Source organism: Pseudomonas halotolerans, assembly GCF_039581215.1.
Classification (GTDB): Bacteria; Pseudomonadota; Gammaproteobacteria; order Pseudomonadales; family Pseudomonadaceae; genus Aquipseudomonas; species Aquipseudomonas tehranensis.
The window spans coordinates 221,696-245,321 of the sequence record NZ_JBCNTJ010000002.1 but is presented as its reverse complement, the minus strand read 5'-3'; the positions used below and the strand labels follow the sequence as shown (position 1 = coordinate 245,321).

At 62.2% G+C, this 23,626-nt stretch carries 26 protein-coding genes; 14 read left to right on the top strand and 12 right to left on the bottom strand.

Going from position 1 to position 23,626, the window contains the following annotated elements; all coding sequences use genetic code 11:
* Positions 1–68 precede the first annotated feature (68 nt).
* Positions 69–1,169, bottom strand: coding sequence for a sugar phosphate isomerase/epimerase family protein (locus AAIS01_RS03540; protein ID WP_343467819.1), 1,101 nt, complete (start codon positions 1,167–1,169; stop codon positions 69–71).
* On the bottom strand, positions 1,166–2,332 hold the full coding sequence (locus tag AAIS01_RS03535) for a Gfo/Idh/MocA family protein (protein ID WP_343467818.1): 1,167 nt from the start codon (positions 2,330–2,332) through the stop codon (positions 1,166–1,168). The genes AAIS01_RS03540 and AAIS01_RS03535 overlap by 4 nt, the downstream gene beginning before the upstream one ends.
* A gap of 178 nt (positions 2,333–2,510) precedes the next feature.
* Here AAIS01_RS03535 and AAIS01_RS03530 point away from each other — a divergent pair, with 178 nt between their 5' ends.
* The 4 genes from AAIS01_RS03530 to AAIS01_RS03515 all read left to right on the top strand — a co-directional run bounded on the left by AAIS01_RS03530 (position 2,511) and on the right by AAIS01_RS03515 (position 7,078).
* Complete coding sequence (locus tag AAIS01_RS03530; protein WP_343467817.1) at positions 2,511–3,530, top strand: LacI family DNA-binding transcriptional regulator; 1,020 nt, start codon at positions 2,511–2,513, stop codon at positions 3,528–3,530.
* Between the two features lie 112 nt (positions 3,531–3,642).
* Positions 3,643–4,593: a TAXI family TRAP transporter solute-binding subunit gene (locus AAIS01_RS03525; protein WP_343467816.1), complete on the top strand. Its 951-nt coding sequence runs from the start codon at positions 3,643–3,645 to the stop codon at positions 4,591–4,593.
* 80 nt (positions 4,594–4,673) lie between these two features.
* Positions 4,674–6,701, top strand: coding sequence for a TRAP transporter permease (locus AAIS01_RS03520; protein WP_343467815.1), 2,028 nt, complete (start codon positions 4,674–4,676; stop codon positions 6,699–6,701).
* Positions 6,698–7,078: a DUF1850 domain-containing protein gene (locus tag AAIS01_RS03515; RefSeq protein WP_092399358.1), complete on the top strand. Its 381-nt coding sequence runs from the start codon at positions 6,698–6,700 to the stop codon at positions 7,076–7,078. The genes AAIS01_RS03520 and AAIS01_RS03515 overlap by 4 nt, the downstream gene beginning before the upstream one ends.
* A 179-nt stretch (positions 7,079–7,257) precedes the next feature.
* Here AAIS01_RS03515 and AAIS01_RS03510 read toward each other — a convergent pair whose 3' ends face one another.
* Together AAIS01_RS03510 and AAIS01_RS03505 are read right to left on the bottom strand one after the other, a co-directional pair.
* A complete protein-coding gene (locus AAIS01_RS03510) occupies positions 7,258–8,349 on the bottom strand; it encodes an SMP-30/gluconolactonase/LRE family protein (RefSeq protein ID WP_343467814.1) in 1,092 nt (363 codons plus the stop codon).
* Positions 8,350–8,447: 98 nt separating this feature from the next.
* Positions 8,448–9,578: a sensor histidine kinase gene (locus tag AAIS01_RS03505; protein ID WP_343467813.1), complete on the bottom strand. Its 1,131-nt coding sequence runs from the start codon at positions 9,576–9,578 to the stop codon at positions 8,448–8,450.
* 259 nt (positions 9,579–9,837) lie between these two features.
* Between AAIS01_RS03505 and AAIS01_RS03500 the strand changes: the two genes are divergently transcribed.
* Positions 9,838–10,800, top strand: coding sequence for an EamA family transporter (locus AAIS01_RS03500; RefSeq protein WP_343467812.1), 963 nt, complete (start codon positions 9,838–9,840; stop codon positions 10,798–10,800).
* 136 nt (positions 10,801–10,936) lie between these two features.
* On the opposite strand, the gene AAIS01_RS03495 is transcribed toward AAIS01_RS03500, so the two are convergent.
* From AAIS01_RS03495 to AAIS01_RS03485, 3 genes are read right to left on the bottom strand one after another with little or no spacing between them, the layout of a single operon-like run.
* Complete coding sequence (locus tag AAIS01_RS03495; RefSeq protein WP_343467811.1) at positions 10,937–11,566, bottom strand: Vgb family protein; 630 nt, start codon at positions 11,564–11,566, stop codon at positions 10,937–10,939.
* Positions 11,567–11,600: 34 nt separating this feature from the next.
* Positions 11,601–12,827 (bottom strand): HTH domain-containing protein, encoded by a 1,227-nt coding sequence (locus AAIS01_RS03490; protein ID WP_343467810.1) that lies wholly within the window; start codon positions 12,825–12,827, stop codon positions 11,601–11,603.
* A gap of 37 nt (positions 12,828–12,864) precedes the next feature.
* Positions 12,865–13,398: a cysteine hydrolase family protein gene (locus AAIS01_RS03485; RefSeq protein ID WP_343467809.1), complete on the bottom strand. Its 534-nt coding sequence runs from the start codon at positions 13,396–13,398 to the stop codon at positions 12,865–12,867.
* A 202-nt stretch (positions 13,399–13,600) separates the two neighbouring features.
* On the opposite strand from AAIS01_RS03485, the gene AAIS01_RS03480 reads away from it, so the two are divergent.
* Positions 13,601–14,035: a GNAT family N-acetyltransferase gene (locus tag AAIS01_RS03480; protein WP_343467808.1), complete on the top strand. Its 435-nt coding sequence runs from the start codon at positions 13,601–13,603 to the stop codon at positions 14,033–14,035.
* A gap of 184 nt (positions 14,036–14,219) precedes the next feature.
* Here the strand turns inward: AAIS01_RS03480 and AAIS01_RS03475 are convergent, their stop codons facing one another.
* On the bottom strand, positions 14,220–14,570 hold the full coding sequence (locus tag AAIS01_RS03475) for a hypothetical protein (RefSeq protein WP_343467807.1): 351 nt from the start codon (positions 14,568–14,570) through the stop codon (positions 14,220–14,222).
* A 142-nt stretch (positions 14,571–14,712) separates the two neighbouring features.
* Here AAIS01_RS03475 and AAIS01_RS03470 point away from each other — a divergent pair, with 142 nt between their 5' ends.
* From AAIS01_RS03470 to AAIS01_RS03435, 8 genes are all read left to right on the top strand, one after another.
* The gene (locus AAIS01_RS03470) at positions 14,713–14,973 is read left to right on the top strand and encodes a hypothetical protein (protein ID WP_092399159.1); all 261 of its coding nucleotides are present in this window, start codon (positions 14,713–14,715) and stop codon (positions 14,971–14,973) included.
* Positions 14,974–14,975: 2 nt separating this feature from the next.
* A complete protein-coding gene (locus AAIS01_RS03465; protein ID WP_343467806.1) occupies positions 14,976–15,305 on the top strand; it encodes a DUF6388 family protein in 330 nt (109 codons plus the stop codon).
* Positions 15,306–15,578: 273 nt separating this feature from the next.
* A complete protein-coding gene (gene tusD, locus AAIS01_RS03460; RefSeq protein ID WP_092399360.1) occupies positions 15,579–15,971 on the top strand; it encodes a sulfurtransferase complex subunit TusD in 393 nt (130 codons plus the stop codon).
* Entirely contained in the window at positions 15,971–16,333 is a 363-nt protein-coding gene (gene tusC / locus AAIS01_RS03455) for a sulfurtransferase complex subunit TusC (protein ID WP_343467805.1), read from the top strand. The genes tusD and tusC overlap by 1 nt, the downstream gene beginning before the upstream one ends.
* A complete protein-coding gene (gene tusB / locus AAIS01_RS03450; protein ID WP_343467804.1) occupies positions 16,333–16,626 on the top strand; it encodes a sulfurtransferase complex subunit TusB in 294 nt (97 codons plus the stop codon). The genes tusC and tusB overlap by 1 nt, the downstream gene beginning before the upstream one ends.
* Positions 16,623–16,958, top strand: a complete 336-nt coding sequence (locus AAIS01_RS03445) for a TusE/DsrC/DsvC family sulfur relay protein (protein WP_092399167.1) — start codon at positions 16,623–16,625, stop codon at positions 16,956–16,958. Before tusB ends, AAIS01_RS03445 begins: the two co-directional genes overlap by 4 nt.
* A complete protein-coding gene (locus AAIS01_RS03440) occupies positions 16,955–17,956 on the top strand; it encodes a glycosyl transferase family protein (protein WP_343467803.1) in 1,002 nt (333 codons plus the stop codon). Before AAIS01_RS03445 ends, AAIS01_RS03440 begins: the two co-directional genes overlap by 4 nt.
* 88 nt (positions 17,957–18,044) lie before the next feature.
* The gene (locus AAIS01_RS03435) at positions 18,045–19,049 is read left to right on the top strand and encodes a glutathione S-transferase family protein (protein ID WP_343467802.1); all 1,005 of its coding nucleotides are present in this window, start codon (positions 18,045–18,047) and stop codon (positions 19,047–19,049) included.
* 138 nt (positions 19,050–19,187) lie between these two features.
* On the opposite strand, the gene cysG is transcribed toward AAIS01_RS03435, so the two are convergent.
* From cysG to AAIS01_RS03415, 4 genes are read right to left on the bottom strand one after another with little or no spacing between them, the layout of a single operon-like run.
* Positions 19,188–20,582 carry a siroheme synthase CysG gene (gene cysG, locus AAIS01_RS03430; protein WP_343467801.1) on the bottom strand — a complete coding sequence of 465 codons (1,395 nt, stop codon included), beginning with the start codon at positions 20,580–20,582 and terminating at the stop codon, positions 19,188–19,190.
* Entirely contained in the window at positions 20,583–21,863 is a 1,281-nt protein-coding gene (gene serS / locus AAIS01_RS03425; protein ID WP_343467800.1) for a serine--tRNA ligase, read from the bottom strand. It abuts the gene before it with no gap.
* A gap of 15 nt (positions 21,864–21,878) precedes the next feature.
* Positions 21,879–22,253, bottom strand: coding sequence for a fluoride efflux transporter CrcB (crcB, locus tag AAIS01_RS03420; protein WP_047227715.1), 375 nt, complete (start codon positions 22,251–22,253; stop codon positions 21,879–21,881).
* Positions 22,250–23,575 (bottom strand): replication-associated recombination protein A, encoded by a 1,326-nt coding sequence (locus AAIS01_RS03415; protein WP_092399177.1) that lies wholly within the window; start codon positions 23,573–23,575, stop codon positions 22,250–22,252. Before AAIS01_RS03415 ends, crcB begins: the two co-directional genes overlap by 4 nt.
* Positions 23,576–23,626 lie beyond the last annotated feature (51 nt).

Below are 23,626 nucleotides of genomic sequence, written 5' to 3'. Positions count from 1 at the left end.
CGCGGGCAAGCCTTGCTCCCACAGTAAGTCCCTTCGCCAGAGGGTGCTGTACTGGGCCTGATACAGGCTCACCTCAGCAGGCCCAACAGCCGCCGGTTGGAATCCTCATCGGCCGTTACCCCGGCAAAATCGTCAAACGCCTTTCGGGTCTTGCTGATCATGTGCTGGCGGATGAACGCCGCGCCTTCTGCGGCGCCCTGTTGCGCGTCCTTCAGGCAACACTCCCATTCCAACACCGCCCAGCCGCTGAAATCGTATTGGGTCAGTTTGCTGAAGATCGATTTGAAATCGATCTGGCCATCGCCCAGCGAACGGAACCGCCCGGGACGATCGACCCAGCCCTGATAACCGCCGTACACACCGGAACGGGCGTCGGGCCGGAACTCGGCGTCCTTGACGTGGAACATGCGGATGCGTTCGTGGTAGCGGTCGATGAAACCCAGGTAGTCCATCTGTTGCAGGAGCAAATGGCTGGGGTCGTAGAGGATCGCCGCCCGAGGATGATGATCGACGGCTTGCAAAAAGCGTTCGAACGAGGCGCCGTCGTGCAGGTCTTCGCCCGGATGGATTTCGTAGCACAGGTCCACGCCGGCTGCGTCGAAGCAATCCAGAATGGGCCGCCAGCGTCGGGCCAGTTCGGCGAACCCTTGCTCCACCAGGCCAGAGGGACGTTGCGGCCACGGGTACAGGTACGGCCATAGCAACGCACCGGAAAACGTCGCATGGGCGGTGAGGCCCAGGCGCTGGCTGGCGCGGGCGGCGAGTTTCAATTGCTCGATCGCCCATTCGGTTCGTGCCTGGGGCTGGCCGCGCAGATGGGCCGGGGCGAAGTCATCGAACAGCGCGTCGAACGCCGGATGCACCGCCACCAACTGGCCTTGCAGGTGCGTCGACAACTCGCTGATCTGGACACCGGCCTGGGCGCAAATGGCCTTGAGTTCGTCGCAGTATTCCTGGCTCTCGGCGGCGCGGGCCAGGTCGATGTATTGCGTGCCCGAGGTCGGCAGTTGAATGGCTTTATAACCTTGCGAGGCCGCCCATTGGGCGATGTTCGCCAGGGTGTCGAATGGCGCTTCGGCGGACATGAACTGCGCCAGGAAAATACCTGGGCCACGCAGGCCTGTCGGTGTTTCGGCAATGGGATTCACGACGCGGTTCTCCAGATTCATTGTGTGCAGGCCAGTGCGGTCCACTTGGCATCGCCACGATGGTTGGCGATGGCCGCTTCGATAAAGGCCATGCCGCGCAGACCGGTTTCGATGCCGGGTACGCCGGGGGCGTCAGGCCCTGGTGCCTTGGCCCGTATGGCGCGGGCCAAGTCACCATAGAGGTTGGCCATGGCTTCCAGATAACCTTCGGGATGGCCGGCGGGCAGACGCATCCGCTGGCGGGCGGCCTCGCACAGCCAGGGCTGACCCACGCCGGAACGCAAGACTCGCAGGGGTTGGTCGATGGGACGATGGATCAGGCTGGCCGGTTCTTCCTGGCGCCATTCCAAGCCACCCTTGTCGCCATACAGGCGGATTTTCAGCGGGTTCTCTTCACCCGCGCAGACCTGACTGGCAATCAGCACGCCGCTGGCGCCACCGGCCATGCGCAACAGCATCGCCGCGTCGTCGTCCAGTTGCCGGCCCGGGATGTGGGTGCCCAGCGCCGCGCATATCTGTTCGATGGGTTGGTCAGCGACGAATTCCGCCAGGGAAAACGCATGGGTGCCGATGTCGCCAATGCAACCACCCAACCCTGACTGCTCAGGATCGTCACGCCAGCCGGCCTGTTTGTTGCCTTGCCCGGCGACGTCCTGACTGAGCCAGCCCTGGGGGTACTCGACCAGCACTTTGCGCACCGTGCCGATCACGCCGGTGCGCACCATCTCCCGGGCCTGCCAGACCATCGGATAACCCAGGTAGGTGTGAGCCAGGCCGTAGAGCCGGTCGCTGCTTTCAAGCACTTGCTTGAGGGCCAGCAGTTCACCCAGATTCAACGCGGCAGGCTTTTCACTGAACACATGAAACCCCGCCTTCAGCGCCTGGCTGGCGATGGGGGCGTGCAGATGATTGGGGGTGACGATGACCAGCAATTCCATGCGCAGGTCCGCCGGCAGCGCCGCTTCGCTGTCGAGCATGCCTTGCCAATCGTTGTAGCAACGGTTTGCAGCCAGGCCCAGGGCCGCGCCGGTCTGCTGATTGTTGTGCGCATCACGGCTGAACGCACCGCATACCAAGTCAAAACCACCGTCCAGACCCGCGGCCTGACGGTGGGCCTGGCCAATGAAAGCGCCCTCTCCACCGCCGACAAAGCCCATTCTTATTTTGGCTGCTACAGGATTCATCGCGACTCTCTTAGGCTGGGACTGATGATAATGTAACCGGTTACATCATGGCGGAAATCTAGGCTCAGTTTTGCGGCATGTCAAACCCGTTGGCACATGCATGAGCATTTGTGCGACGCGCAACCTGCGGTAAGCTCCCCAACCGTGCCGGCATTCCTGGCGCCGAATCGAGGTGATTTTGTCCAATATCCGTGAAGTGGCGCGGCTGGCCGGTGTTTCGGTGGCCACGGTTTCCCGAACGCTGAAATCTCCCGAACGGGTGCTGCCCCAGACTCGGGACAAGGTTAATGCGGCGGTGGAACAGGCCGGTTATCGGCCCAACCTGATGGCCGTGCAGTTTCGCTCCCGGCGAACCGGCAACCTGGTGATACTGGTCCCGACCATCGCCAACACCTTTTTCGCCCGGGTCATCAGCGGGGCCCAGCAGGCTGCGCAGGCGGCCGGCTATCGATTGTTGTTGTGCGACACCCAGGGCCAGGTCGAAATCGAGCGCGAATTTGCCGCCCTCGTCTACGCGCACCAGGCCGACGGGGTGATCCAGTTCCGGGCGAGCAACCCGTTCGAATCGCTTCCCGCAGGCGCCGAATCGTTGCCGCTGGTCAACGCCTGCGAGGTGGTCAAGGACGCGCCCTACCCGACCATCAGCCTCGACAACCGGGCCGCCGCCCAGGCCATGACCGAACACTTGATCGGCCTCGGCCACCGGCGCATCGGCATTATCAAAGGGCCCCGAAGCAGTCCCCTGACCCTGGATCGTGTGGCCGGTTATCAGGATGCCTTGTGCCAGGCCGGTATCACCGCCGACCCAAGCCTGATCTGTCACGGTGACTTCACGCTGAAGGCCGGCTACGAGGGGGCCGGCGCCATGCTGGCCTTGGCCGAGCGGCCCAGCGCGCTGTTTTGTGAAAACGACGAGATGGCCATTGGCGCGCTCAAGCGCATCAAGCAAATGGGCTTGCGGGTGCCCGAGGACATTTCACTGGTGGGTTTTGATGACATTCCTTTCGCCGCGTATTGCGATCCTCCGCTGACCACCCTGGCCCAACCTGCCGAAACCTTCGGCCAGCGAGCGGTGCAGATGCTGATCGCCCTGATCGAGAAAAAACCGATTGCCGAACGGCATGTCGTGCTGCCGTTCGAGCTGACCGTGCGCGCCAGCACCGCCGCGCCAGGCCCGGCGTTTAGCGAAGAGGCTTAAAAAAAACGACACCCATCACCTTTTGATGCGCTATTGACTCGCCACCTGCGGGCCCGTTTCGACTACAGTGGCACTACTCTGCATAAAGCCATAACAAGACGGAGAGTTTCCCATGCGAGTCAACAAGCGCTTCACCCTTCTGGCCGCCGCGGCAGCCCTGGTGGTCACGACCACAGCCCAGGCAGCCCCGGCGTACATCAACATCCTGACGGGGGGCACCAGCGGGGTTTATTACCCAATCGGGGTCGGCCTGTCGCAGATTTATAGCAACGGGATCGAAGGTTCCAAGACCTCAGTACAGGCCACCAAGGCCTCGGTGGAAAACCTCAACCTGCTGCAGGCCGGTCGCGGTGAGCTGGCACTGGCGCTGGGCGACTCGGTGGCGGACGCCAAGAACGGCGTGGAAGATGCCGGTTTCAAAGCCCCTCTGACCAAACTGCGAGCCATCGCCGGCGCCTACCCCAACTACATCCAGATCGTTGCCAGCCAGGAATCGGGCATCAAGACCCTGGCCGACCTCAAGGGCAAATCCATCTCCGTGGGGGCGGCCAAATCCGGTACCGAGCTCAATGCGCGAGCCATCCTCAAGGCCGCAGGGCTGAGCTACAGCGACATGAAGGTCCAGTACCTGCCGTTCGCCGAATCGGTGGACCTGATCAAGAACCGTCAACTGGATGCCACGCTCCAGTCCTCCGGGCTTGGGATGGCGGCCATTCGTGACCTGGCCTCGACCATGGCGCTCAACTATGTGTCGATCCCGGCAGACGTGGTGGCGAAGATCGGCAACCCGGCCTACCAGAGCGCAAATATCCCGGCCAATACCTACGACGGTCAGGCCGAAGCCGTGCCGACCGTGGCCATCACCAACATCCTGGTCACCCGCGCAGACGTCTCGGACGAGATGGCCTATCAGATGACCAAGCTGATGTTCGATAACCTCACCCGCCTGGGCAACGCCCATTCGGCGGCCAAGGACATCAAGCTGGAAAATGCCGCGAAGAACTTGCCCATTCCTCTGCATCCCGGTGCCGAGCGCTACTACAAGGAAGTCGGCGCGCTGTAGACCGACCCGGTGCAACGGCGATGATCGCCGTTGCACCCTCCTGGTTCGCACCTTCGATGTAGACAAGAGGCTTTCAGTTAATGAGTGAAATTCAGCACGGTCTTCCCTCCGACCCACGAGACTGGCCCAAGACGCTGTTCTACGTGGCCCTGCTGTTTTCTGTATTCCAGATCATCACCGCCGCCTTCTCCCCCATTTCCAGCCAGGTGCTGCGTGCCGTGCACGTGGGTTTCCTGTTGTGGGTGGTGTTCCTCAGTTATCCCGCCTATGGCGCAAGCCGCCCCTGGCAACCCCTGGCGTGGGTGCTGTCCCTGGCTGGCATCGCCACGGCCGCGTACCAATGGGTCTTCGAGTCTGACCTGATCCAGCGCTCCGGTGACTTGACGTCCACGGACCTCATCGTCGGGATCGTTTTGATCGTGCTGGTATTCGAAGCAGCGCGGCGAGTGATGGGGATTGCCCTGCCGCTGATCTGCGGGTTGTTCCTGGCCTATGGGCTGTTCGGTGAATACTTGCCGGGCGAGCTGGCCCATCGCGGCTACGGCTTCGATCAGATCGTCAATCAATTGTCCTTTGGCACCGAGGGCCTGTACGGCACGCCCACCTACGTATCGGCCACCTACATTTTCCTATTCATTCTGTTCGGTTCCTTTCTTGAAAAGGCCGGAATGATCAAGCTGTTCACCGACTTCGCCATGGGCCTGTTCGGCCACAAGCTCGGCGGCCCGGCCAAAGTGGCCGTGGCCTCCTCTGCCTTGATGGGTACCATTACCGGCTCGGGCATCGCCAACGTGGTGACCACCGGGCAGTTCACCATCCCGCTGATGAAGCGCTTCGGCTATAAGGCCGCGTTTGCCGGCGGCGTGGAAGCCACCTCCAGTATGGGCAGTCAATTGATGCCGCCGATCATGGGCGCCGTGGCGTTCATCATGGCCGAGACCATCAACGTGCCATTCGTTGAGATCGCCAAAGCGGCGCTGATTCCCGCGTGCCTGTACTTCGGCTCGGTGTTCTGGATGGTTCACCTGGAGGCCAAGCGCTCCAACCTCAAGGGCTTGCCCAAAGACCAATGCCCCAGCGCGCTGGGCGCCGTCAAAGAAAACTGGTATCTGCTGATCCCCCTCGCCGTGCTGATCTACCTGCTGTTCTCCGGTCGCACGCCGCTGTTTTCCGGCATGGTCGGGCTGGCGCTCACCGCCATCGTGATTCTCGGCTCGGCGATTATTTTGCGGGTGTCGAGTTTTGCAATGCGCTGCGCGTTCTGGATCGCGCTGGGCATCCTGTGCGTGGGCTTTTTCCAGTTAGGCATCGGCGTCATATTTGCGGTGATCGCGGTGTTGGTGGCGATCTGCTGGTTCATCAAGGGCGCGCGGGAAACCCTGACGGTTTGCCTGCATGCACTGGTGGACGGCGCGCGGCATGCGGTGCCGGTGGGGATTGCCTGCGCCCTGGTGGGGATCATTATCGGCGTGGTGTCGTTGACCGGTGTGGCGTCGACCTTCGCCGGCTACATCCTGGCCATCGGCAAAGACAACCTGCTGCTGTCGCTGATCCTGACCATGATCACTTGCCTGGTGCTGGGCATGGGCATCCCGACTATTCCCAATTACATCATCACCAGTTCGATCGCCGCGCCCGCCTTGCTGGAACTGGGCGTGCCGCTGATCGTGTCGCACATGTTCGTGTTCTATTTCGGCATCCTCGCCGACCTGACGCCTCCGGTCGCGCTGGCCTGCTTCGCCGCTGCGCCCATCGCCAGGGAAACGGGGCTGAAAATCAGCTTCTGGGCGGTGCGCATCGCCCTGGCCGGCTTCGTCATTCCATTCATGGCCGTCTACAACCCGGCGCTGATGCTCCAGGGCGACAGCCTATGGATGACCGCTTACATGCTGATCAAGACGATGCTGGCGGTCGGGCTCTGGGGAATGGCGTCCACCGGCTACCTGCAACAGAAAATGCCGATCTGGGAACGCCTGATGTGTTTTGCCGCCGGGGCTTTGTTGGTCGTGGCGCTGCCGCTGACCGATGAGATCGGCTTCCTGTTGGGGGCCCTGCTGATCTTTCAACACGTATGGCGCTCGCGGCGCACTGGACGGGCCTTGGCGTGATCGGTTTGTGCCTGGGCCTGGCCGGTGCGGTCTGGGCCCAGCTTCCTGTCACTGATTTCACCCTGGCGTGGAATCACACCATCGAGAAAATCCGGTGGGAGGAAGATTACCGTGTGACTGAACAAGGCCTGGTTCTGGGCGAAGCCAGGGTCAGGGGCAACGGCGCCGGCATGGAAGTTCCGGACGGTGCCCGGTTGAAAAACGGCAGTTGGCACTATCAGCGCCGGTTGCCGCCCCTGCAACCGTTGAAACTGGGGCGAACACCCGAGGCGGGTGATTACCAGTTGTGCTTCGACGGGGCTTGCCAGCCGATGAGCCATTGGCTCGGACCGCCCAAGGCAAGCCAGCCGACGGTGGAGTTGTGGAGTTGCGGATAACCAGGTCCCCTGGTCCAAACAGAACGCTGTGGCGAGGGGATTTATTGTGGGAGCAAGGCTTGCCCGCAATACAGGCGACTCGTTTCTCCAGAGACCACGTTGCCTTCATCGCGGGCAAGCCTTGCTCCCACACCTGATTCTCTCGCCACAAGGAACCGCAGGGCGAGAGGGTCAGTCACTCAGGCAAACGTCGCCCCACGGGTGTTCACGAACAGTGCATACAACGAGTGGCTGCCGGCCATGAACAGGCGATTACCCTCTCGTCCGCCAAAGCAGACGTTAGGGCAGCGCTCCGGCAGGGAGATGTGTCCGATAGCCTTGCCCTCGGGGTTGAACACTCGCACACCGTCGAGCTTTTCCAGGTCGGCCTTGGGATCGCCATTACCGCCCCAACCGCACCAGAGGTTGCCACTCTCGTCGCATTTAAGTCCATCGATGGCCGCGTAATCCAAGCCTTCGATGTGCTTGCGCCGCTCGCCCAGGGTGCCATCGTCCTTGACCGTGATCGCCCACACCAGACGGTTCGGCTTGGCCCGGCCTTCGACCACGTAGAGGATCTTCTCGTCTGGAGAAAAGCACAGGCCGTTGGGCCCAGCCATGTCGTCGATCACCCGGGTGACCTTGCCGGTATCACCGTCAATGCGGTACACCGCGTGGGGCTGGGCAGGTGCGACTTTGTGCCCTTCGTAGTTGTTGCCGGTCTGGAACGGTGGATCGGTGAACCAGACAGAACCGTCACGTTTGCACACGATGTCGTTGGGCGAGTTGAAAGGCTTGCCCTCGAAACTGTCCGCCAGCACGGTGAGGGTGCCGTTGTGCTCGGTGCGAGTGACGCGCCGGCCTTCAGTCGACGTGGTGGAGCCTTCGCAGACCAGCAAGCGGCCTTGGCGATCACGGCACAGGCCGTTGGAAAAGTTGGAGTTCTCGCGGTAAACCGACAGGCTGTCGGTGACTTCATCCCAGCGCATGATGCGGTTATTGGGAATGTCACTGACCAGCAAGTAACGACCGTCGCCCACCCACACCGGCCCTTCCGCCCAGCGCAGGCCAGTGGCGAGCTTTTCAACACTGGCGTTGAACAGCCGCAGGTCCATGAAGCTGGGGTCGAGGATCTTGATCAGCGGGTCAGGGTAACGCTGGCTCAAGGGCTCTGCCTGGGTCAGGCTGGGCAGGTTGCCCAAAGTGGCCGCGGCGGCTGAAACCACCAAGGATTTTTTCAGGAACACCCGACGGCCCTGGTGGGCGGTCGTTGCAGGTTGCGAAGCATCCATCGTGCGTCTCCGTTAATTATTATTGGACGGCGACGACAGTTTTACTCCGTGATAGGACATCGTACAAGTACGCCACCTACCCAGCGCAAAGAAAAAATTCAGTGCGCGTGGAGCGGGATCCGTACGGTGAAGGTGGTGCCCGATATTGCCTTGGAATGAACCTCAATGGTGCCCTTATGGGCGGATACGATGGCTGAGGCGATGTGCAGGCCCAGCCCAAGCCCAGCCGTAGAGCCATACTGCATGTCGCCGTTGCGCAATTGCCGGACCATCGGGTTGAAGATGCTGGCAATGGCGTCTTTCTCGATCGGCTTGCCCTGGTTGTTGATGGCGATCACCGCAGTGTCCTCTTCGGTGCTCAATGAAACGGTAATCGGCGCCCCTTCGCTGCCATGCTGGACGGCGTTGCCGATGAGGTTGGCGAACACCTGCTCCATGCGCGCCTGATCAAACAGGCCTTCCAGGGCACCGGTGGTTTCAAAGATGATTCTGCTTTCCGGGTGATAAGCCCGCGCCTCTTCCACCATGCCTTCACAGGCCGCCACCAGATCACCATTAAAGCGCTGCACCGGAATGCCCGAGCCCAACTGGGTACGGGTAAAGTCCAGCAGATCGCCGACAATCTTGTTGGCCCGTTTGACGCTGGTGTAGATGCGCGAAGTTATCTTGGTGGCTTTGGCGGGCAAGTCACCTGCCCGCAGCAGCACTTCGGAACTGAGCAGGATCGCGCCCAAGGGGCTGCGCAGGTCATGCCCCAGAATCCCAAGAAAGATATTGCGACTCGCATCGACAGCGCCCGAATAACTGACCACCGATTCCGCCAGGGCCTGATCCACCGCTTCGTTGAAACGAATCAGATCGGTCATGACCTGCTCCTGATCCAACTGGGTCTGCGGCATCCAGAGCAACAGCACGCTGGTGCGCAGCGCACGGTACTCCGAAACCATCTGCTCCACCGTAAACCCCGAGGACTGGCGAATGACCGCATGGGTTTCGGCTGCGGTTTCAGCCTCTGCCGCTGGCGCGTCGCCCTGGGACTTGGCGATCTGTTCCTTGACCGTCTGCGACGTGCGCAGGTCAGCGGCAATGGTGCGCAGCATTTGCTCGGCGTGATCGCGCAGGGCCAGCGAATCCATGCCATGGGAGGCCGGTGTGATGGTTTTGGCGAAGTCTTCCCACGCCTGAAGAATCGGCTCGATATTGTCGAGAATGAAATCAGCCAGGCGCATGGGTCGCTCCGCGGAAGGGGTAGATCAAGGGCGGTGTGGAAACAACCCAACGATCAAGTTGTTGTACAGCAAACCGACGAACAATGTGCGGCGGACCTGCGAGGGATCGCTGTGAATCGGTAGATGGCTTTCGGATGCGAAGCTTGTGTCTTGCATGCCTATGGGGTAAAAAACCAAGTCAAGTTGTACGACAACCTATAACTACGATAGCCGATCCGAAGCGTCTTGCTTCGGCGGCCTGCCTCTGAGACGCCCTGCCATGACCCGCTCCACGGCTGCACCTGACACCCCCACTCCGTTACCGCGACACCTCGCCGTACTGGTTCTGCTGTGCATGGGATGTGCCTTCGCCGGCAACCATGTTGCCGCCCGCGCGGCATTTGATGACGGTGCCGGGGTCTTGTTGGCGATCCTGCTGCGCTCGGGCGGCACCCTGCTGGTGCTGGCCGCCATGGTGCTCTGGCAACGCCAGAACCTGCGCCTGCCGCAAGGCGTCTGGCGCTGGCAACTGGCTCTGGGGTTGTTGATTGCCGCCCAGAGTCTGTGCCTGTATTCCGCCGTGGCGCGGGTCCCGGTGGCCCTGGCGCTGTTGGTGGGCAATGTTTTTCCGATCCTGCTGGCGTTGCTGACCTGGGCACTGGGCGGGCCACGTCCCACTGCACGTACTGCCACGTTGATGGGCATGATCCTGGTGGGCTTGGTGTTCGTGTTGGAAGTACCCGCCCGGCTGTCATCGCAGGAGAGCGTCGGCCCACAATGGTTACTGGGTGTTGGCCTGGCCTTCAGTGCCGCCTGTGTCTTTGCCTGCGCGCTGTGGATCACCGACCACAAATTGTCCCAAGTACGCGGTTCGGTGCGCAGCCTGCTGACCATTTTCATCGTGTTCAGCAGCGTCAACCTCGCCGGGCTGACCGGCGCCCTTCCCGGCGGCTTCGACCTGCCGGCCAGCAGCACCGGCTGGTTCGCCCTGGCGACCCTGGTGGTGCTCTATGGCACCGGGTTTATCGTGCTGTTCATCTCCGTGCCTCGCCTGGACATGCCACGCAACGCCCCGGTGATGAACATCGAACCGCTGGCGACCCTGCTGATCGGCTGGCTGGTGCTGGACCAGATGCTCAACCCGGGCCAAGTGATGGGCGGCGCGATTGTGGTCACCGGCATCGTGTTGCTGACCTATCGCAAGGTCGAGCGCATCAAGGCGCCTGTGCCTGAACAGCCATGAACTGACCGAACCCCGTTGTGGCGAGGCGCCCACTCCGTGTAGGAGCTGTCGAGTGCAACGAGGCTGCGATCTTGCCCCAGACAATTGAGTCCCAAGCGAAAGATCAAGATCAAAAGATCGCAGCCTTCGGCAGCTCCTACGGTCGGCGAACCGCCCTCACCTTCGCGCTGTTGCCACCGCCGCAAAAGAACCGGTCGGCGCCGTCTGACTCAAGCCCCGACACGCCAATCCCCGTCGGCATCGTCACGCTTTCCAGCACTTCGGCGGTTTGAGGGTCGATGCGCCGCAAATCGCTTTCATCGTTTTCCCAAGTGCCGTGCCAGAGTTCGCCGTCGACCCAGGTCACGCCCGTGACGAAGCGGTTGGATTCGAGGGTGCGCAGGATCTTGCCGCTGTCGGGATCGATCTGGAGGATTTTGCGCGCCTTGTACTGGCCGACCCAGAGGGATCCTTCGGCCCAGGCCAACCCTGAGTCATCCCCGCTATTGGGCGCCGCAATGGTCGCCAGTACCTGACCGGTGCGCGGGTCAATCTTGCGAATGGTGTCTCCCGCGATCTGGAACAGGTGCTCACCGTCAAAAGCCGTTCCAGCGTTGGCCGGGACGTCCAGCGAACGCAACATCTGGCCGCTGGCGGGATCGAGTGCGTGCAACTGGTCGCCGGAAGCAAACCAGACGAGCTCACCGTCATGACTGACGCCGTGTACGCAATCGACGCCCGGAAAAGGGCCGTATTCACGCAGGATCTGGGCATCTGAACGTTTCATCTTGCAAGCCTCATCGTTGGGGTGTGACTGCATCCTAACCATTGGGCAGCAGCGCGGTGAGTAACAATACCGTCGTGAATCCGGGCATCGGCGGCGCCATCCAGCGACAGGCCCGCCCACGCCCGACCGACTGCACCTGGCCCGCCGCGGCCAGCGTGTCGAGGGCCCGTTGCACGGTGCGCTGGCTGACATCCAGAGCCAGCGCCAGGGCGGAACTGGACCATGACCCGCCATCGGCGAGCAACGCCAGCACTGCGGCGTGGGGCTCCTCCACAGGACGCGCCAGCACCACCACTTCGCCGCCCTTGCGCGGCACCAGCACAAACCCCCGCTGGGTCGCTGTCACCTCGGCCAACGGACGAAGCACCGCGCGCAGCCGCCCGATTTCGACCCGCAGTCGGGCGCGATGGGAATCATCCGTCAGTTTCAAGCCAAAGGCCTGGGCAACGAGCGTTTCCCTGGACACCTCGGCCGGCCAGGCTTGAGCCAATTGTCTGGCGAGGGCGAACAACACCGGGCGCCTGGCAAGGGAGATCCACTGGCTCGCCCTGTTTACCCCATTGCGACATGCGTCCACCACCAACGCGTCGCTGGACAGGAGTGCTTCAACATCCTCAAGGACCAGCAATCGCTCCTGGCCCCCCGCAATCAGACGGGCTGCCGGCGTCTGCAGGACGCGCCAGGCGCTTTCGACTTCGGCAGTCAGCGCGCCGATGCCCGCTTGCCGCGCGGCCTGGCCGGCACGTTCGAGCGCGGCCCGTGCGGTTTTCGTTCGTAACCGTCGCATGGCAATGCCCGCCACCACCAGTTCGCAAGCGGCTCTGGACGGCGCAGGCAGACAGCTCGGATCAAGGTCAACCAGCCTGCACTCGGCCTCGTCGAGATCGCCTAACAACAGCAAGCGACGGATTTCGATTGAGCGTGCGTGGGCGACGTTCGTCCGGTCGCCATGGCGTTCAAGCACCGCCCGCGCAGCCTCCAGGCGCCTCACCGGCCAGGCCAGATCACGGGACGCCAGGGCGATCTCCCCTTCGGCCACCACGCACCGCGCCTGTGCCACGGCCTCCCGGGGCCCGAAGGCCCGAGCCGCCCGCCGCATCAGCGCCCTGGCCCGCTCCAGCTCGCCCAACTGGGCCATGGCAATGCCGCGAAGCGCCAAGGCCGGCGCATCGTCACGCAGGGAAACGCGATTGAGCGCGGCCACCGGATCCCCCGCCGCCAGTGCTCGTGCTGCAGCGCTGATCAACGCATCCGCTGCCATCGTCCGGTTGCCCTCGCCACAGGTTGGGGTGTCGCGGTCAGAGACGGATGTTCCCCGCCGGTAGCACATCGATCCGCGACACCGCACTGCTCAGGCGCCCCAGCCGATTGTTGTGGTTGGCAATGATCTGCTCGGCCGCCATGCTGCCGTTGTCCACAGTGGAATGAGCGTCGGCGGCCAGCACCACGTCGTACCCCAGGGCATGGGCCTGGCGTACGGTGGCGTTGACGCAATAGTCGGTTTGCAACCCGCAGATCACCACGCGATCAATCATCCGGGCTTGCAGCAGCGACAGCAGATCGGTCTGGTAGAAGGCGTCCGGCGTGGTCTTGCGTACTCGCAGGTCATCCGGTGCAGTCAACAGACCGTCGGCCAGTTGCCAGGCGCTGGAACCATAAGTCAGCGACCCCTCCAGCTCTTCATGCTGGATCAGGATCACCGGCAAGCCGACGGCCCTGGCCCTGGCGCTGAGGTCGTTGATTGTCCGGAGCAGGCGGGGGCTGTCGAAGCACTCTTCTTCGCCGCTGCACAGCGCGCTCTGGACATCGATGATCAGCAATGCGGTGTTCATGACGTTCCTCTTCAAAACGTGTTGGATCCCGACAATAGATTAACCACCTACCGATCATTCCATGTCGCGGATCACTTCAAAAACACTAGGCAGTATGGCCCGGTTTGCGTGGTACGCCTGTTCACCGTCGCTTGGGTGACGCAAAAGCCAGGTTTGGGATAGGCTCGTGCGGCTCATCCCTCACCGCACAAGGACATTGCCGATGACGCTACGAATCGAACGTACGGACACCCCCACCGCAGCAGACCGCGAGGCGATCCTCGTCCCGTTGCGCGCCTACAACACGGCCAAGACCGGCGGCACGGTGCCTGAGCTGGTCGCCTGGCTGGTACGCGACGAACACAGCGACGAAATCGTCGGCGGGCTCTACGGTCGAGTGTTCTTTCGCTGGTTTTATATCGAGTTGCTGGTGGTGCCGGAACAGGCCCGTGGCCAGGGTACGGGGTCGACCTTGATGCAGATGGCCGAAGACTTTGCCCGGACGAAAAACTGCGTGGGCATGTGGCTGGACACCTTCGACTTCCAGGCGCCGGAGTTCTACAAAAGACACGGTTTCACGGAAATCGGCCAGATCGACGATTACCCGCCGGGCCACCAGCACTTCTTCTTCCAGAAGCGCCTGGACCAGCCTGATTGAAATACGGACCCTGTGGGAGCGGGCTTGCTCGCGAGAGCGGTGGGTCAGCTTGCGGTGATGTGGGCTGTGCCGGCCTCATCGCGAGCAGGCTCGCTCCCACATGGGGTTGCGGGTGTTCACAGTATCTGCAAACGACACAAAAACCTGTGGGAGCGAGCCTGCTCGCGATAGCAGTGCAAGTCGCCTACAGACAAGTCGCCAACGCCGCCAACCGGCGCTTGGCCACAAAATCGTCCTGCTGGGCGTAATAGCTCAACGCGGTACCCGTGGCGCTGCCTTGCACATCGACAAACGATTCAGCCGCGCGGGTGTACACCGTCGTGCCCCCCTTCTGAGCCGGTTGCAGGTAGGCACCGGCATCCACGCCAAATACCGCTTCGTCCTGCCAGGAAAACTGCACGCATTGGGCCACGACCTGTTCCGGCTTGTCGGAGGTCAGTGTCTTGTAGGGCGCTTGAGTACGGGCCTGGTTCATCGCCGAACCCGCGCAGCCGACCAGCAACGTTGCGGCCACGGCCACCATCAGCATTCGCATTGCGTTCACTCATCAGGAAAAAAACCGACTGTAGCACTGCGACCTGGGCCTGCATGCTGCTTTACTGAAATTTATACGCGACACCGGGCGATGATTCGCGCAACCTGTCGCGCCATTGCCACCAGCCCGTGCGGAACAGCCCATGACACCCAATGCCGAGTTCTACAAACCGACCACCGAATACGCTGACAAACTGATCAGCCAGATCGGCCAGACCCCGGCCTGGATCGCCAAGCGAATCGGTGTCACCGACAAGCGGATTCGCTACATCCTCGACGGCGAACGTACGGTCAAGGGCGAAACTACGCCGATACAGATGACCTACACCGAACAGTTCGCCCTCGAATGCCTGGCCGCTGCGGCCAAGGCCAGCAAGAAACAACCCCCGGCACCCAAGGAGTGACCATGGCGGCAACCGAACAGCAACATGAACGAGCGCTGGAAAAATTTCTCGATGAACGCCCCGAGCTGCGCGTCGAACTGGACAACCTCAACCCGCTGCTGGCCCAGGCCAAGGGCGAGACCGCTGCGCAGTATCGCGCCGAGCGCTTGCATGAAGCGTTCGAAGCCGAAGCCGAGCGCCAGGGCCTGTTCGCTTGGGAGCTGACCCTGCAACTGACCGCCGCTTCGCCCCAGGACTACGAAAACCAGCGCATGGAAGTCCACAAGGAAGTGGCACAGATGGCGGGGATGGAGTGGGCGGAGTATTGCGAGTTGAATGGGCTCAAGCAGTAGCTCGAATGGATTGAATACCACCTGTGGCGAGGGGATTTATCCCCGCTGGGCTGCGAAGCGCCCCCTCTTTCGCCACCGTGGCCTGTCTGATACACCGCGTTGGCGGGTCAAGGAACTGCTTCGCAGCTCAACGGGGATAAATCCCCTCGCCACAAGATGAATCCCCTCGCCACAAAGTATCCAAAGCATGCCCCTTTGTGTTGAGTCCCCTGACAATCGCCCCCCCGCCCATAAAGCTTTATCATGGCCGCAGTTTTGCTGATCGGGTCTGTCATGAAGTTTGCCATCGCGTTGTTTTCCGCCGCCCATGCACCCTCCTCGCGCCGCGCCCTGTTGTTTGCCCAGGCCGCGCTGGCCGGTGGGCATGAAATCGTGCGGCTGTTTTTCTATCAGGATGGTGTCTATAACGCGGCCGACAGCCTCGTAACGCCCCAGGATGAACAGGATCTGCCCCAACAGTGGCGCGCCTTTGTCAGCGACAACCAGCTCGACGGCGTGGTCTGCATCGCCGCGGCGTTGCGCCGTGGTGTGCTGAACAATGAAGAGGCCCAACGCTACCAGCGTTCAGCGGTCAGCGTCGGCGCGCCATGGGCCTTGTCCGGCCTGGGCCAGTTGCACGACGCGATCCAGGACGCCGACCGCTTGATCTGTTTTGGAGGCGCGTAATGGCCAAATCCTTATTGCTCATCAGCCGCCAGGCTCCTTGGTCGGGCCCCAGCGCCCGGGAAGCCCTGGACATCGTACTGGCCGGGGGCGCGTTCGACCTGCCCATCGGCCTGCTGTTTCTCGATGACGGCGTCTTGCAGCTCGTCAGCGGCCAAAACGCCAAGGCGCTCCAGCAAAAGGACCTGAGCGCAAACTTGCAGGCGTTGCCCATGTTTGGCGTCGAAGACCTGTACGTCTGCGCCGACAGTGCCGCCGAACGTGGCGTCGCAACCGCTGCCCTGGCGCTGGACGAGCTGAACATACTCAGCGCGCCGCAGATCGCCGCGCTCATTGATCGTTATGACCAGGTGATCACCCTCTGATGTCGACTTTGCATGTGTTGTCTCATTCCCCCTTCGGCGATAGCCGCTTCGCCAGTTGCCTGCGGGTACTGGGCGAGCAGGACGCGCTGCTGCTGTGCGGCGACGCGACATACGCCTTGCGAGCCGCCACGGTGCCGTTTGCAGAACTGCAACGCAAAGGCCTGAAGCTCTTCGTGCTCAGCGAAGACGCCCAAGCCCGGGCCCTGGACATTCCGCAATGGGCCGAAGCCATCGATTACCCGGCGTTCGTCGCGCTGTCGATCCACCATGACAAGGTCAACACCTGGTTATGAACGTGCTGAACGTGGGCCAACGCGCCATTGCGCTGGACAAGGACGGCTACCTGGCCGATCTCAATGACTGGTCGGCCGAAGTCGCCACGGCCCTGGCCGCCGCCGAAGACATCCAGTTGAGCGCCGAACACTGGGAAGTCCTCGAACTGCTGCGCGGCTTCTACGACGAATTCCAGCTCTCCCCCGCGACCCGGCCGCTGATCAAGTACACGGCGCTGAAACTGGGCGCCGACAAGGGCAACAGCCTGCACCTGAACCGACTGTTCAAAGGCACTCCCGCCAAACTTGCCGCCAAGCTGGCGGGCCTGCCCAAACCGACGAACTGCTTATGACCGACTTCCCATCGCTGACCCTTGAGACCCCGGCCGAACATCCGTTCGCCCAATTCGTGCGCATCCTCGGCAAAGGCAAGCGCGGCGCCCGTGACCTGACCCGCGAAGAGGCTCGACAAGCCATGGGCATGGTGCTGGACGAGCAAGTGGAGGACACCCAACTCGGCGCCTTCCTGATGCTATTGCGGCACAAGGAAGAAAGCGCCGAAGAAATGGCCGGTTTCACCCAAGCCTTGCGTGAGCGCCTCGAGACCCCGGCGTTGGCGGTGGATCTGGATTGGCCGACCTACGCCGGCAAGAAACGTCATTTACCGTGGTACCTGCTGGCGGCCAAATGCCTCGGGCAGAACGGTGTGCGGATTTTCATGCACGGCGGTGGCGCGCATACGGCGGGCCGGCTGTACACCGAGCAACTGCTTGGCTTGCTGAACATCCCCCTGTGCCGCGACTGGCAGCAGGTTGGCGCAGCGCTGGACAATGGTGGCCTGGCCTTCATGCCACTGGTGGACTGGGCTCCGCAAATGCAACGGATGATCGACCTGCGCAACACCCTGGGCTTGCGTTCACCGATCCATTCCCTGGCGCGGATCCTCAACCCCCTGGGCGCCCGTTGCGGGCTGCAAAGCATTTTCCATCCGGGCTACCAGGCGGTCCACCGCGATGCCAGCGGTTTGCTGGGAGACACCGCCATCGTGATCAAGGGCGACGGTGGCGAGATCGAGATCAACCCGGACGCCGACAGCCACCTGTATGGCACTTGCGGTGGGGTGAGCTGGGATGAGGAATGGCCGCGACTGGCCGAACAGCGCCACGTCAAACCGCAAAGCCTCGACCCTGAGCACCTCAAGGCCATCTGGCGAGGCGACGTTGAAGACAGCTACCCGCAATTGGCGCTGATCGCCACCATGGCCCTGGCCCTGCGCGGCCTGGGCTTGGCTCGGGAAGAAGCTTTAGAGCAAGCCCGCCAATACTGGGCGGCGCGGGATCGATCGATTTAACCGATCATCAACGCCCAACCTTTGCGCTTTTTGTTCGAACCTATGGGAATAGACTCCTCTCCAATGTTTATTGGCAGAGGAGATCGAGATGGGTTTGTTAGTCGAAGGTCGCTGGCAGGACCAGTGGTATGAAAGCAAGGACGGCACCTTCCAGCGTGAACAGGCGCAACGCCGCCATTGGATCACCGCCGATGGCAGCGCCGGTCCCACGGGCGACAGTGGGTTCGCCGCCGAGCCCGGGCGCTATCATTTGTATGTGTCCCTGGCCTGCCCCTGGGCCCACCGGACGCTGATCTATCGCCAGCTCAAAGGCCTGCAAGACCTGATCGATGTCTCGGTGGTCAGCTACCTGATGCTGGAAAACGGCTGGACCTTCGACAAGCGCCATGGCTCCACTGGCGACAAACTCGATCACCTGGATTTCCTGCACCAGCGCTACACCGCCGATACGCCGGACTACACCGGTCGCGTCACCGTGCCCGTGCTGTGGGACAAACGGCAACAGCGCATCGTCAACAACGAATCAGCGGAAATCATCCGCATGTTCAACAGCGCCTTCGACGGCTTGACCGGGAATGACCTGGACCTCTACCCCGAGCACCTGCGCAACGATATCGATGCGCTGAACGAACGCATCTACCCGGCCGTGAACAATGGTGTGTACCGCGCCGGGTTCGCCACCACTCAGGCGGCCTACGAAGAAGCGTTCGATGATGTATTCGCTGAACTGGACCGCTTGGAGGGATTGCTGCAAACCCGCCGCTACCTGACCGGTGAATACCTGACCGAAGCCGATATCCGCTTGTTCACCACCATCATCCGTTTTGACGCGGTGTATTTCGGTCACTTCAAATGCAACCTGCGGCGCATTGCGGATTATCCGAACCTGTCGAACTGGTTGCGGGAGTTGTATCAGTGGCCGGGAATTGCCGAGACCGTGGACTTCGCCCACATCCAGCGTCATTACTACGGCAGCCACAAGACCATCAATCCCAATGGGATCGTGCCCAAGGGGCCGGAGCAGGATTTCAAGGTTGCCCATGATCGGGAGCGGTTGAGTGGGAAAGGGATTTGGCGTGGGGTTGAGGACTGATCCAGGATCTTTGTTGCTTCTGAAGGCCAATCGCGAGCAGGCTCGCTCCCACATGTGATCGTTGTTCAACCATGCATCTGCGGCTGTACACGAACCACTGTGGGAGCGAGCCTGCTCGCGATTGGAGCGATGCGGTCTCTAGACCTGCCCCTGAGCCCCTTCAAACCACGCCAGTTTTTCGCGCAGTTGCACCACTTCCCCAACGATCACCAGCGTCGGCGCATGGACCTCATGCTCGGCCACCAACTGCGGCAAATCCGCCAGGGTGCCGGTGAACACCCGCTGGTTGGAGGTGGTGCCTTGCTGGATCAGCGCCGCCGGTGTGTCCGCCGCGCGACCGTGCTTGATCAACTCATCGCAGATGATCGGCAGCCCCACCAACCCCATGTAGAACACCAACGTCTGCGCCGGCGACACCAAATCCGCCCACGGCAGGTCGCTGGTGCCGTCCTTCAGATGGCCGGTGATAAAACGTACCGACTGGGCATAATCGCGATGGGTCAGCGGGATCCCCGCGTAGGCGGCACAGCCGCTGGCGGCGGTGATACCCGGGACCACCTGGAACGGGATGCCATGGGCCGCCAGCTCTTCGATTTCTTCACCGCCCCGCCCGAAGATGAACGGGTCACCGCCCTTCAACCGCACCACACGTTTGCCTTGCCGAGCCAGGTCGACCAATTGCTGGTTGATCTGGTCCTGAGGCACGGCGTGCTCTGAGCGGCGCTTGCCGACGTAGATACGCTCGGCGTCGCGCCGACACAGCTCAAGGATCGCCGGCGCCACCAGACGGTCATAAAGCACCACGTCCGCCTGCTGCATCAGCCGCAAGGCGCGGAAGGTCAGCAGGTCTGGATCCCCAGGGCCTGCGCCCACCAGATAGACCTCACCCGGTGCATTCGGCGGCTGACCTGCAATCTTTTCACGCAACAGGCGCTCGGCCTCGGCGCCCTGCCCGGCCAACTGCCGGTCAGCGATAGGCCCCTGGAACACCTCTTCCCAGAACGCCCGGCGTTGCTGCACATCCGGGAACAGCCCTTTGACCTGGCTGCGAAAACGCGCCGCCAGCCCAGCCAGTTGCCCATAGGTCGAAGGAATCCAGGTTTCCAGCTTGGCCCGGATCAACCGCGCCAGCACCGGCGCATCGCCGCCACTGGACACCGCGATCACCAGCGGCGAGCGGTCGACAATCGCCGGGAAGATCACGCTACACAGGGCCGGTGCGTCCACCACGTTGACCGGCACGCAACGCTTGTGGGCGTCGGCCGAAACCCGGGCATTGAGCGGTTCGTCGTCGGTGGCGGCAATGATCAGGCCGCAACTGTCCAGGTCTGTTTCGAGGTAACCACGCAGGACACATTCGCCACCGCTGCCACTGACCAATTCCCGCAATTGCGGCTCGATCTCGGGCGCGACCACCCGCAACAGCGCGCCGGCATCGGCCAGCAGGCGAGACTTGCGCAAGGCAATCTCGCCGCCGCCGACCACCAGCACACGGCTGCCGCGCAGGTTGTGAAACAGTGGCAAATAGTCCATTTAACCGATGACCTCAATGCCGCCCATGTAGGGCTTCAACACCTCGGGCACCCGGATCGAACCGTCGGCCTGCTGGTAGTTTTCCAGTACCGCCACCAGGGTGCGGCCCACGGCCAGGCCGGAGCCGTTGAGCGTGTGGACCAGCTCCGGCTTGCCGGTTTCCGGGTTGCGGAAACGCGCCTGCATGCGGCGGGCCTGGAAGTCGCCACAGTTGGAGCACGAGGAAATTTCGCGGTATTTGTCCTGGCTCGGAATCCAGACTTCCAGGTCGTAAGTCTTCACCGCACTGAAGCCCATGTCGCCGGTGCACAGCGCCAGGGTGCGATACGGCAGTTCCAGCAATTGCAGGACCTTCTCGGCGTTGGCAGTCAGGCTTTCCAGCGCTTCCATGGATTTCGACGGTTCGACAATCTGGACCATCTCGACCTTGTCGAACTGGTGCTGGCGGATCATGCCGCGGGTATCACGGCCCGACGCCCCGGCTTCACTGCGAAAGCACGGCGTGTGGGCGACGAACTTGATCGGCAGTTGCTTGGCGTCGACGATCTCGCCGGCCACGATGTTGGTCAGCGACACTTCGGCGGTCGGGATCAGGTACAGGTCGGCCTCGCCTTCGCGGCTGATCTTGAACAGATCTTCCTCGAACTTCGGCAGTTGGCCAGTGCCCTGCAAGGCTGGCGCCTGAACCAGATAAGGCGTGTAGGCTTCTTCGTAGCCGTGCTCGGTGACGTGCAGGTTGATCATGAACTGCGCCAGGGCGCGATGCAGACGGGCAATTGGCCCACGCAACAAAGCAAAGCGAGCGCCCGACAGCTTGGCGGCGGTTTCAAAGTCCAACCAGCCGAACTTCTCGCCCAGGGCCACGTGATCCTGAACCTGAAAATCGAAGGTTGTCGGTGTGCCCCAACGGCGCACTTCGACGTTGCCGTCTTCGTCTTCACCGACCGGGACCGATTCATGCGGCAGGTTGGGGATACCCAGCAGGATCGAGTCCAGTTCAGTCTGGATCGCGTCCAGCTCGACCTTGCCGGCACTCAACTCACCCGCCATGCGCTCGACATCGGCCATCAGCGGCGCGATGTCTTCACCGCGCTGCTTGGCCTGACCGATGGATTTGGAGCGCGCGTTACGTTCAGCCTGCAGGGCTTCGGTGCGGGTCTGGACAGTCTTGCGCTGTTCTTCCAGCGCTTCGATGCGCGCGACGTCCAGGGCGAAGCCACGGGATGCCAGGCGGTCCGCTACGTCCTGAAGGTTGCTACGTAACAGTTTGGAATCGAGCATGTCGGTCTCTCGTTATCAAAGTTTGGTCAGGGACAGGCCGGCCCAGGTGGCGAGCAGCCCGCCGAATACGCTGATGGCCGCATAGCCCAGGGCCAGCGGCACCTGCCCGCTTTCCAGCAGGCGCACCGTATCCAGTGAAAAGGATGAAAAAGTCGTCAGGCCGCCAAGAAAGCCGACCAACAGCCCCGCGCGCACCTCGATGGGCACCTCGGGGCGAATCAAAAACAGACCGTATAGAACGCCGATCAGCAGACAGCCCACGATATTAACGGCCAGCGTGGCGGTATAGAAGTGCCGTGGCCAATTTGCGTTGACCCAATTGCCAGTCGCAAAACGCAACAACGTGCCGGCAACGCCACCGGCGGAGACTGCAAGGATCAAGGGGATCAAGGTTTTCTCCGTTGCCGTGGACTCAGACGGTCCAGTTGTGCCAGGTGATTGAGTTTTTCGCCGATCTTCAGTTCAAGGCCACGGGGCACCGGCTGATAGAACGACTGGGGTTCGAGTTCTTCGGGAAAATAGTCTTCGCCGGCGGCATAGGCGTCCGGTTCGTCGTGAGCGTAACGGTATTCATCGCCGTAGCCCAATTGCTTCATCAGTTTGGTCGGCGCGTTGCGCAGGTGCAGCGGCACTTCCAGGGAACCGTGCTCGGTGGCGCTGCGCATCGCGGCCTTGAAGCCCATGTACACCGCATTGCTCTTTGGCGCGCAAGCCAGGTACGTGATGGCCTGGGCCACGGCGAGTTCGCCTTCCGGGCTGCCGAGGCGCTCCTGCACATCCCAGGCCGCCAGGCACAGGCTCAGGGCGCGGGGGTCGGCATTGCCAATGTCTTCGCTGGCCATGCGCACCACTCGGCGGGCCAGGTACAACGGATCGCAGCCACCGTCGATCATTCTGGCGAACCAGTACAACGCCGCGTCGGGGTTGGAGCCACGTATGGATTTGTGCAGTGCCGAAATCTGGTCGTAGAACGCTTCGCCGCCCTTGTCGAAGCGTCGACGGGTATCGCCCAAGAGGCTTTGCAGCAGTTCAACGCCGATCTCGCTGTTGTCTTCGGCCAGGTCCGAGGCGTTTTCCAACAGGTTGAGCAAGCGCCGGCCATCGCCGTCGGCGGCAGAAAACAGGATCTGGAAGCCTTCGTCGCTGAGGCTCAGCTGGCGTTTGCCCAGGCCGCGCTCCTCGGTCAGCGCCCGGTGCACCAGCTTGCGCATCGCCGCCTCGTCGAGGCTCTTGAGCACATAGACCCGCGCCCGAGACAGTAGGGCGTTATTGAGTTCGAATGAAGGGTTTTCGGTGGTCGCGCCAATGAAGATCAGCGTTCCGTCTTCGACGTAGGGCAGGAACGCGTCCTGCTGCGACTTGTTGAAACGGTGCACTTCATCAACAAACAGGATAGTGCGCTTGCCGTACTGCCCGGCCTGCTGCTTGGCAACTTCCACCGCCTGGCGGATTTCCTTGACCCCGGCCAGCACCGCCGAAACCGTTTCGAAATGGGCGTCCGAAACTTCTGCCAGCAGCCGCGCCAGGGTGGTCTTGCCCACGCCCGGCGGCCCCCAAAAGATCATCGAATGCAGCGCGCCCTGCTCCAGCGCTTCGCGCAGAGGCTTGCCGCGAGCGAGCACATGCTCCTGGCCGACGTACTCATCCAGGTTGGTCGCGCGCAGGCGGGCGGCCAATGGCTGGGCAATCGGGGCGCTTCGAAACAGGTCCATCACTACTTACACAACCTCCACTGGGTCCTGGTGCCGATCCTCTCTGCCGGA

What these genes read in the sequence shown, in the direction of transcription:
- AAIS01_RS03540 (WP_343467819.1), bottom strand. Translation starts at nt 1,169, where the DNA reads ATGAATCTGGAGAACCGCGTCGTGAATCCCATTGCCGAAACACCGACA.
- AAIS01_RS03535 (WP_343467818.1), bottom strand. Translation starts at nt 2,332, where the DNA reads ATGAATCCTGTAGCAGCCAAAATAAGAATGGGCTTTGTCGGCGGTGGA.
- AAIS01_RS03525 (WP_343467816.1), top strand. Translation starts at nt 3,643, where the DNA reads ATGCGAGTCAACAAGCGCTTCACCCTTCTGGCCGCCGCGGCAGCCCTG.
- AAIS01_RS03520 (WP_343467815.1), top strand. Translation starts at nt 4,674, where the DNA reads ATGAGTGAAATTCAGCACGGTCTTCCCTCCGACCCACGAGACTGGCCC.
- AAIS01_RS03510 (WP_343467814.1), bottom strand. Translation starts at nt 8,349, where the DNA reads ATGGATGCTTCGCAACCTGCAACGACCGCCCACCAGGGCCGTCGGGTG.
- AAIS01_RS03505 (WP_343467813.1), bottom strand. Translation starts at nt 9,578, where the DNA reads ATGCGCCTGGCTGATTTCATTCTCGACAATATCGAGCCGATTCTTCAG.
- AAIS01_RS03500 (WP_343467812.1), top strand. Translation starts at nt 9,838, where the DNA reads ATGACCCGCTCCACGGCTGCACCTGACACCCCCACTCCGTTACCGCGA.
- AAIS01_RS03495 (WP_343467811.1), bottom strand. Translation starts at nt 11,566, where the DNA reads ATGAAACGTTCAGATGCCCAGATCCTGCGTGAATACGGCCCTTTTCCG.
- AAIS01_RS03490 (WP_343467810.1), bottom strand. Translation starts at nt 12,827, where the DNA reads ATGGCAGCGGATGCGTTGATCAGCGCTGCAGCACGAGCACTGGCGGCG.
- AAIS01_RS03485 (WP_343467809.1), bottom strand. Translation starts at nt 13,398, where the DNA reads ATGAACACCGCATTGCTGATCATCGATGTCCAGAGCGCGCTGTGCAGC.
- AAIS01_RS03480 (WP_343467808.1), top strand. Translation starts at nt 13,601, where the DNA reads ATGACGCTACGAATCGAACGTACGGACACCCCCACCGCAGCAGACCGC.
- AAIS01_RS03475 (WP_343467807.1), bottom strand. Translation starts at nt 14,570, where the DNA reads ATGCGAATGCTGATGGTGGCCGTGGCCGCAACGTTGCTGGTCGGCTGC.
- AAIS01_RS03470 (WP_092399159.1), top strand. Translation starts at nt 14,713, where the DNA reads ATGACACCCAATGCCGAGTTCTACAAACCGACCACCGAATACGCTGAC.
- AAIS01_RS03465 (WP_343467806.1), top strand. Translation starts at nt 14,976, where the DNA reads ATGGCGGCAACCGAACAGCAACATGAACGAGCGCTGGAAAAATTTCTC.
- tusD (WP_092399360.1), top strand. Translation starts at nt 15,579, where the DNA reads ATGAAGTTTGCCATCGCGTTGTTTTCCGCCGCCCATGCACCCTCCTCG.
- tusC (WP_343467805.1), top strand. Translation starts at nt 15,971, where the DNA reads ATGGCCAAATCCTTATTGCTCATCAGCCGCCAGGCTCCTTGGTCGGGC.
- tusB (WP_343467804.1), top strand. Translation starts at nt 16,333, where the DNA reads ATGTCGACTTTGCATGTGTTGTCTCATTCCCCCTTCGGCGATAGCCGC.
- AAIS01_RS03445 (WP_092399167.1), top strand. Translation starts at nt 16,623, where the DNA reads ATGAACGTGCTGAACGTGGGCCAACGCGCCATTGCGCTGGACAAGGAC.
- AAIS01_RS03440 (WP_343467803.1), top strand. Translation starts at nt 16,955, where the DNA reads ATGACCGACTTCCCATCGCTGACCCTTGAGACCCCGGCCGAACATCCG.
- AAIS01_RS03435 (WP_343467802.1), top strand. Translation starts at nt 18,045, where the DNA reads ATGGGTTTGTTAGTCGAAGGTCGCTGGCAGGACCAGTGGTATGAAAGC.
- cysG (WP_343467801.1), bottom strand. Translation starts at nt 20,582, where the DNA reads ATGGACTATTTGCCACTGTTTCACAACCTGCGCGGCAGCCGTGTGCTG.
- serS (WP_343467800.1), bottom strand. Translation starts at nt 21,863, where the DNA reads ATGCTCGATTCCAAACTGTTACGTAGCAACCTTCAGGACGTAGCGGAC.
- AAIS01_RS03415 (WP_092399177.1), bottom strand. Translation starts at nt 23,575, where the DNA reads ATGGACCTGTTTCGAAGCGCCCCGATTGCCCAGCCATTGGCCGCCCGC.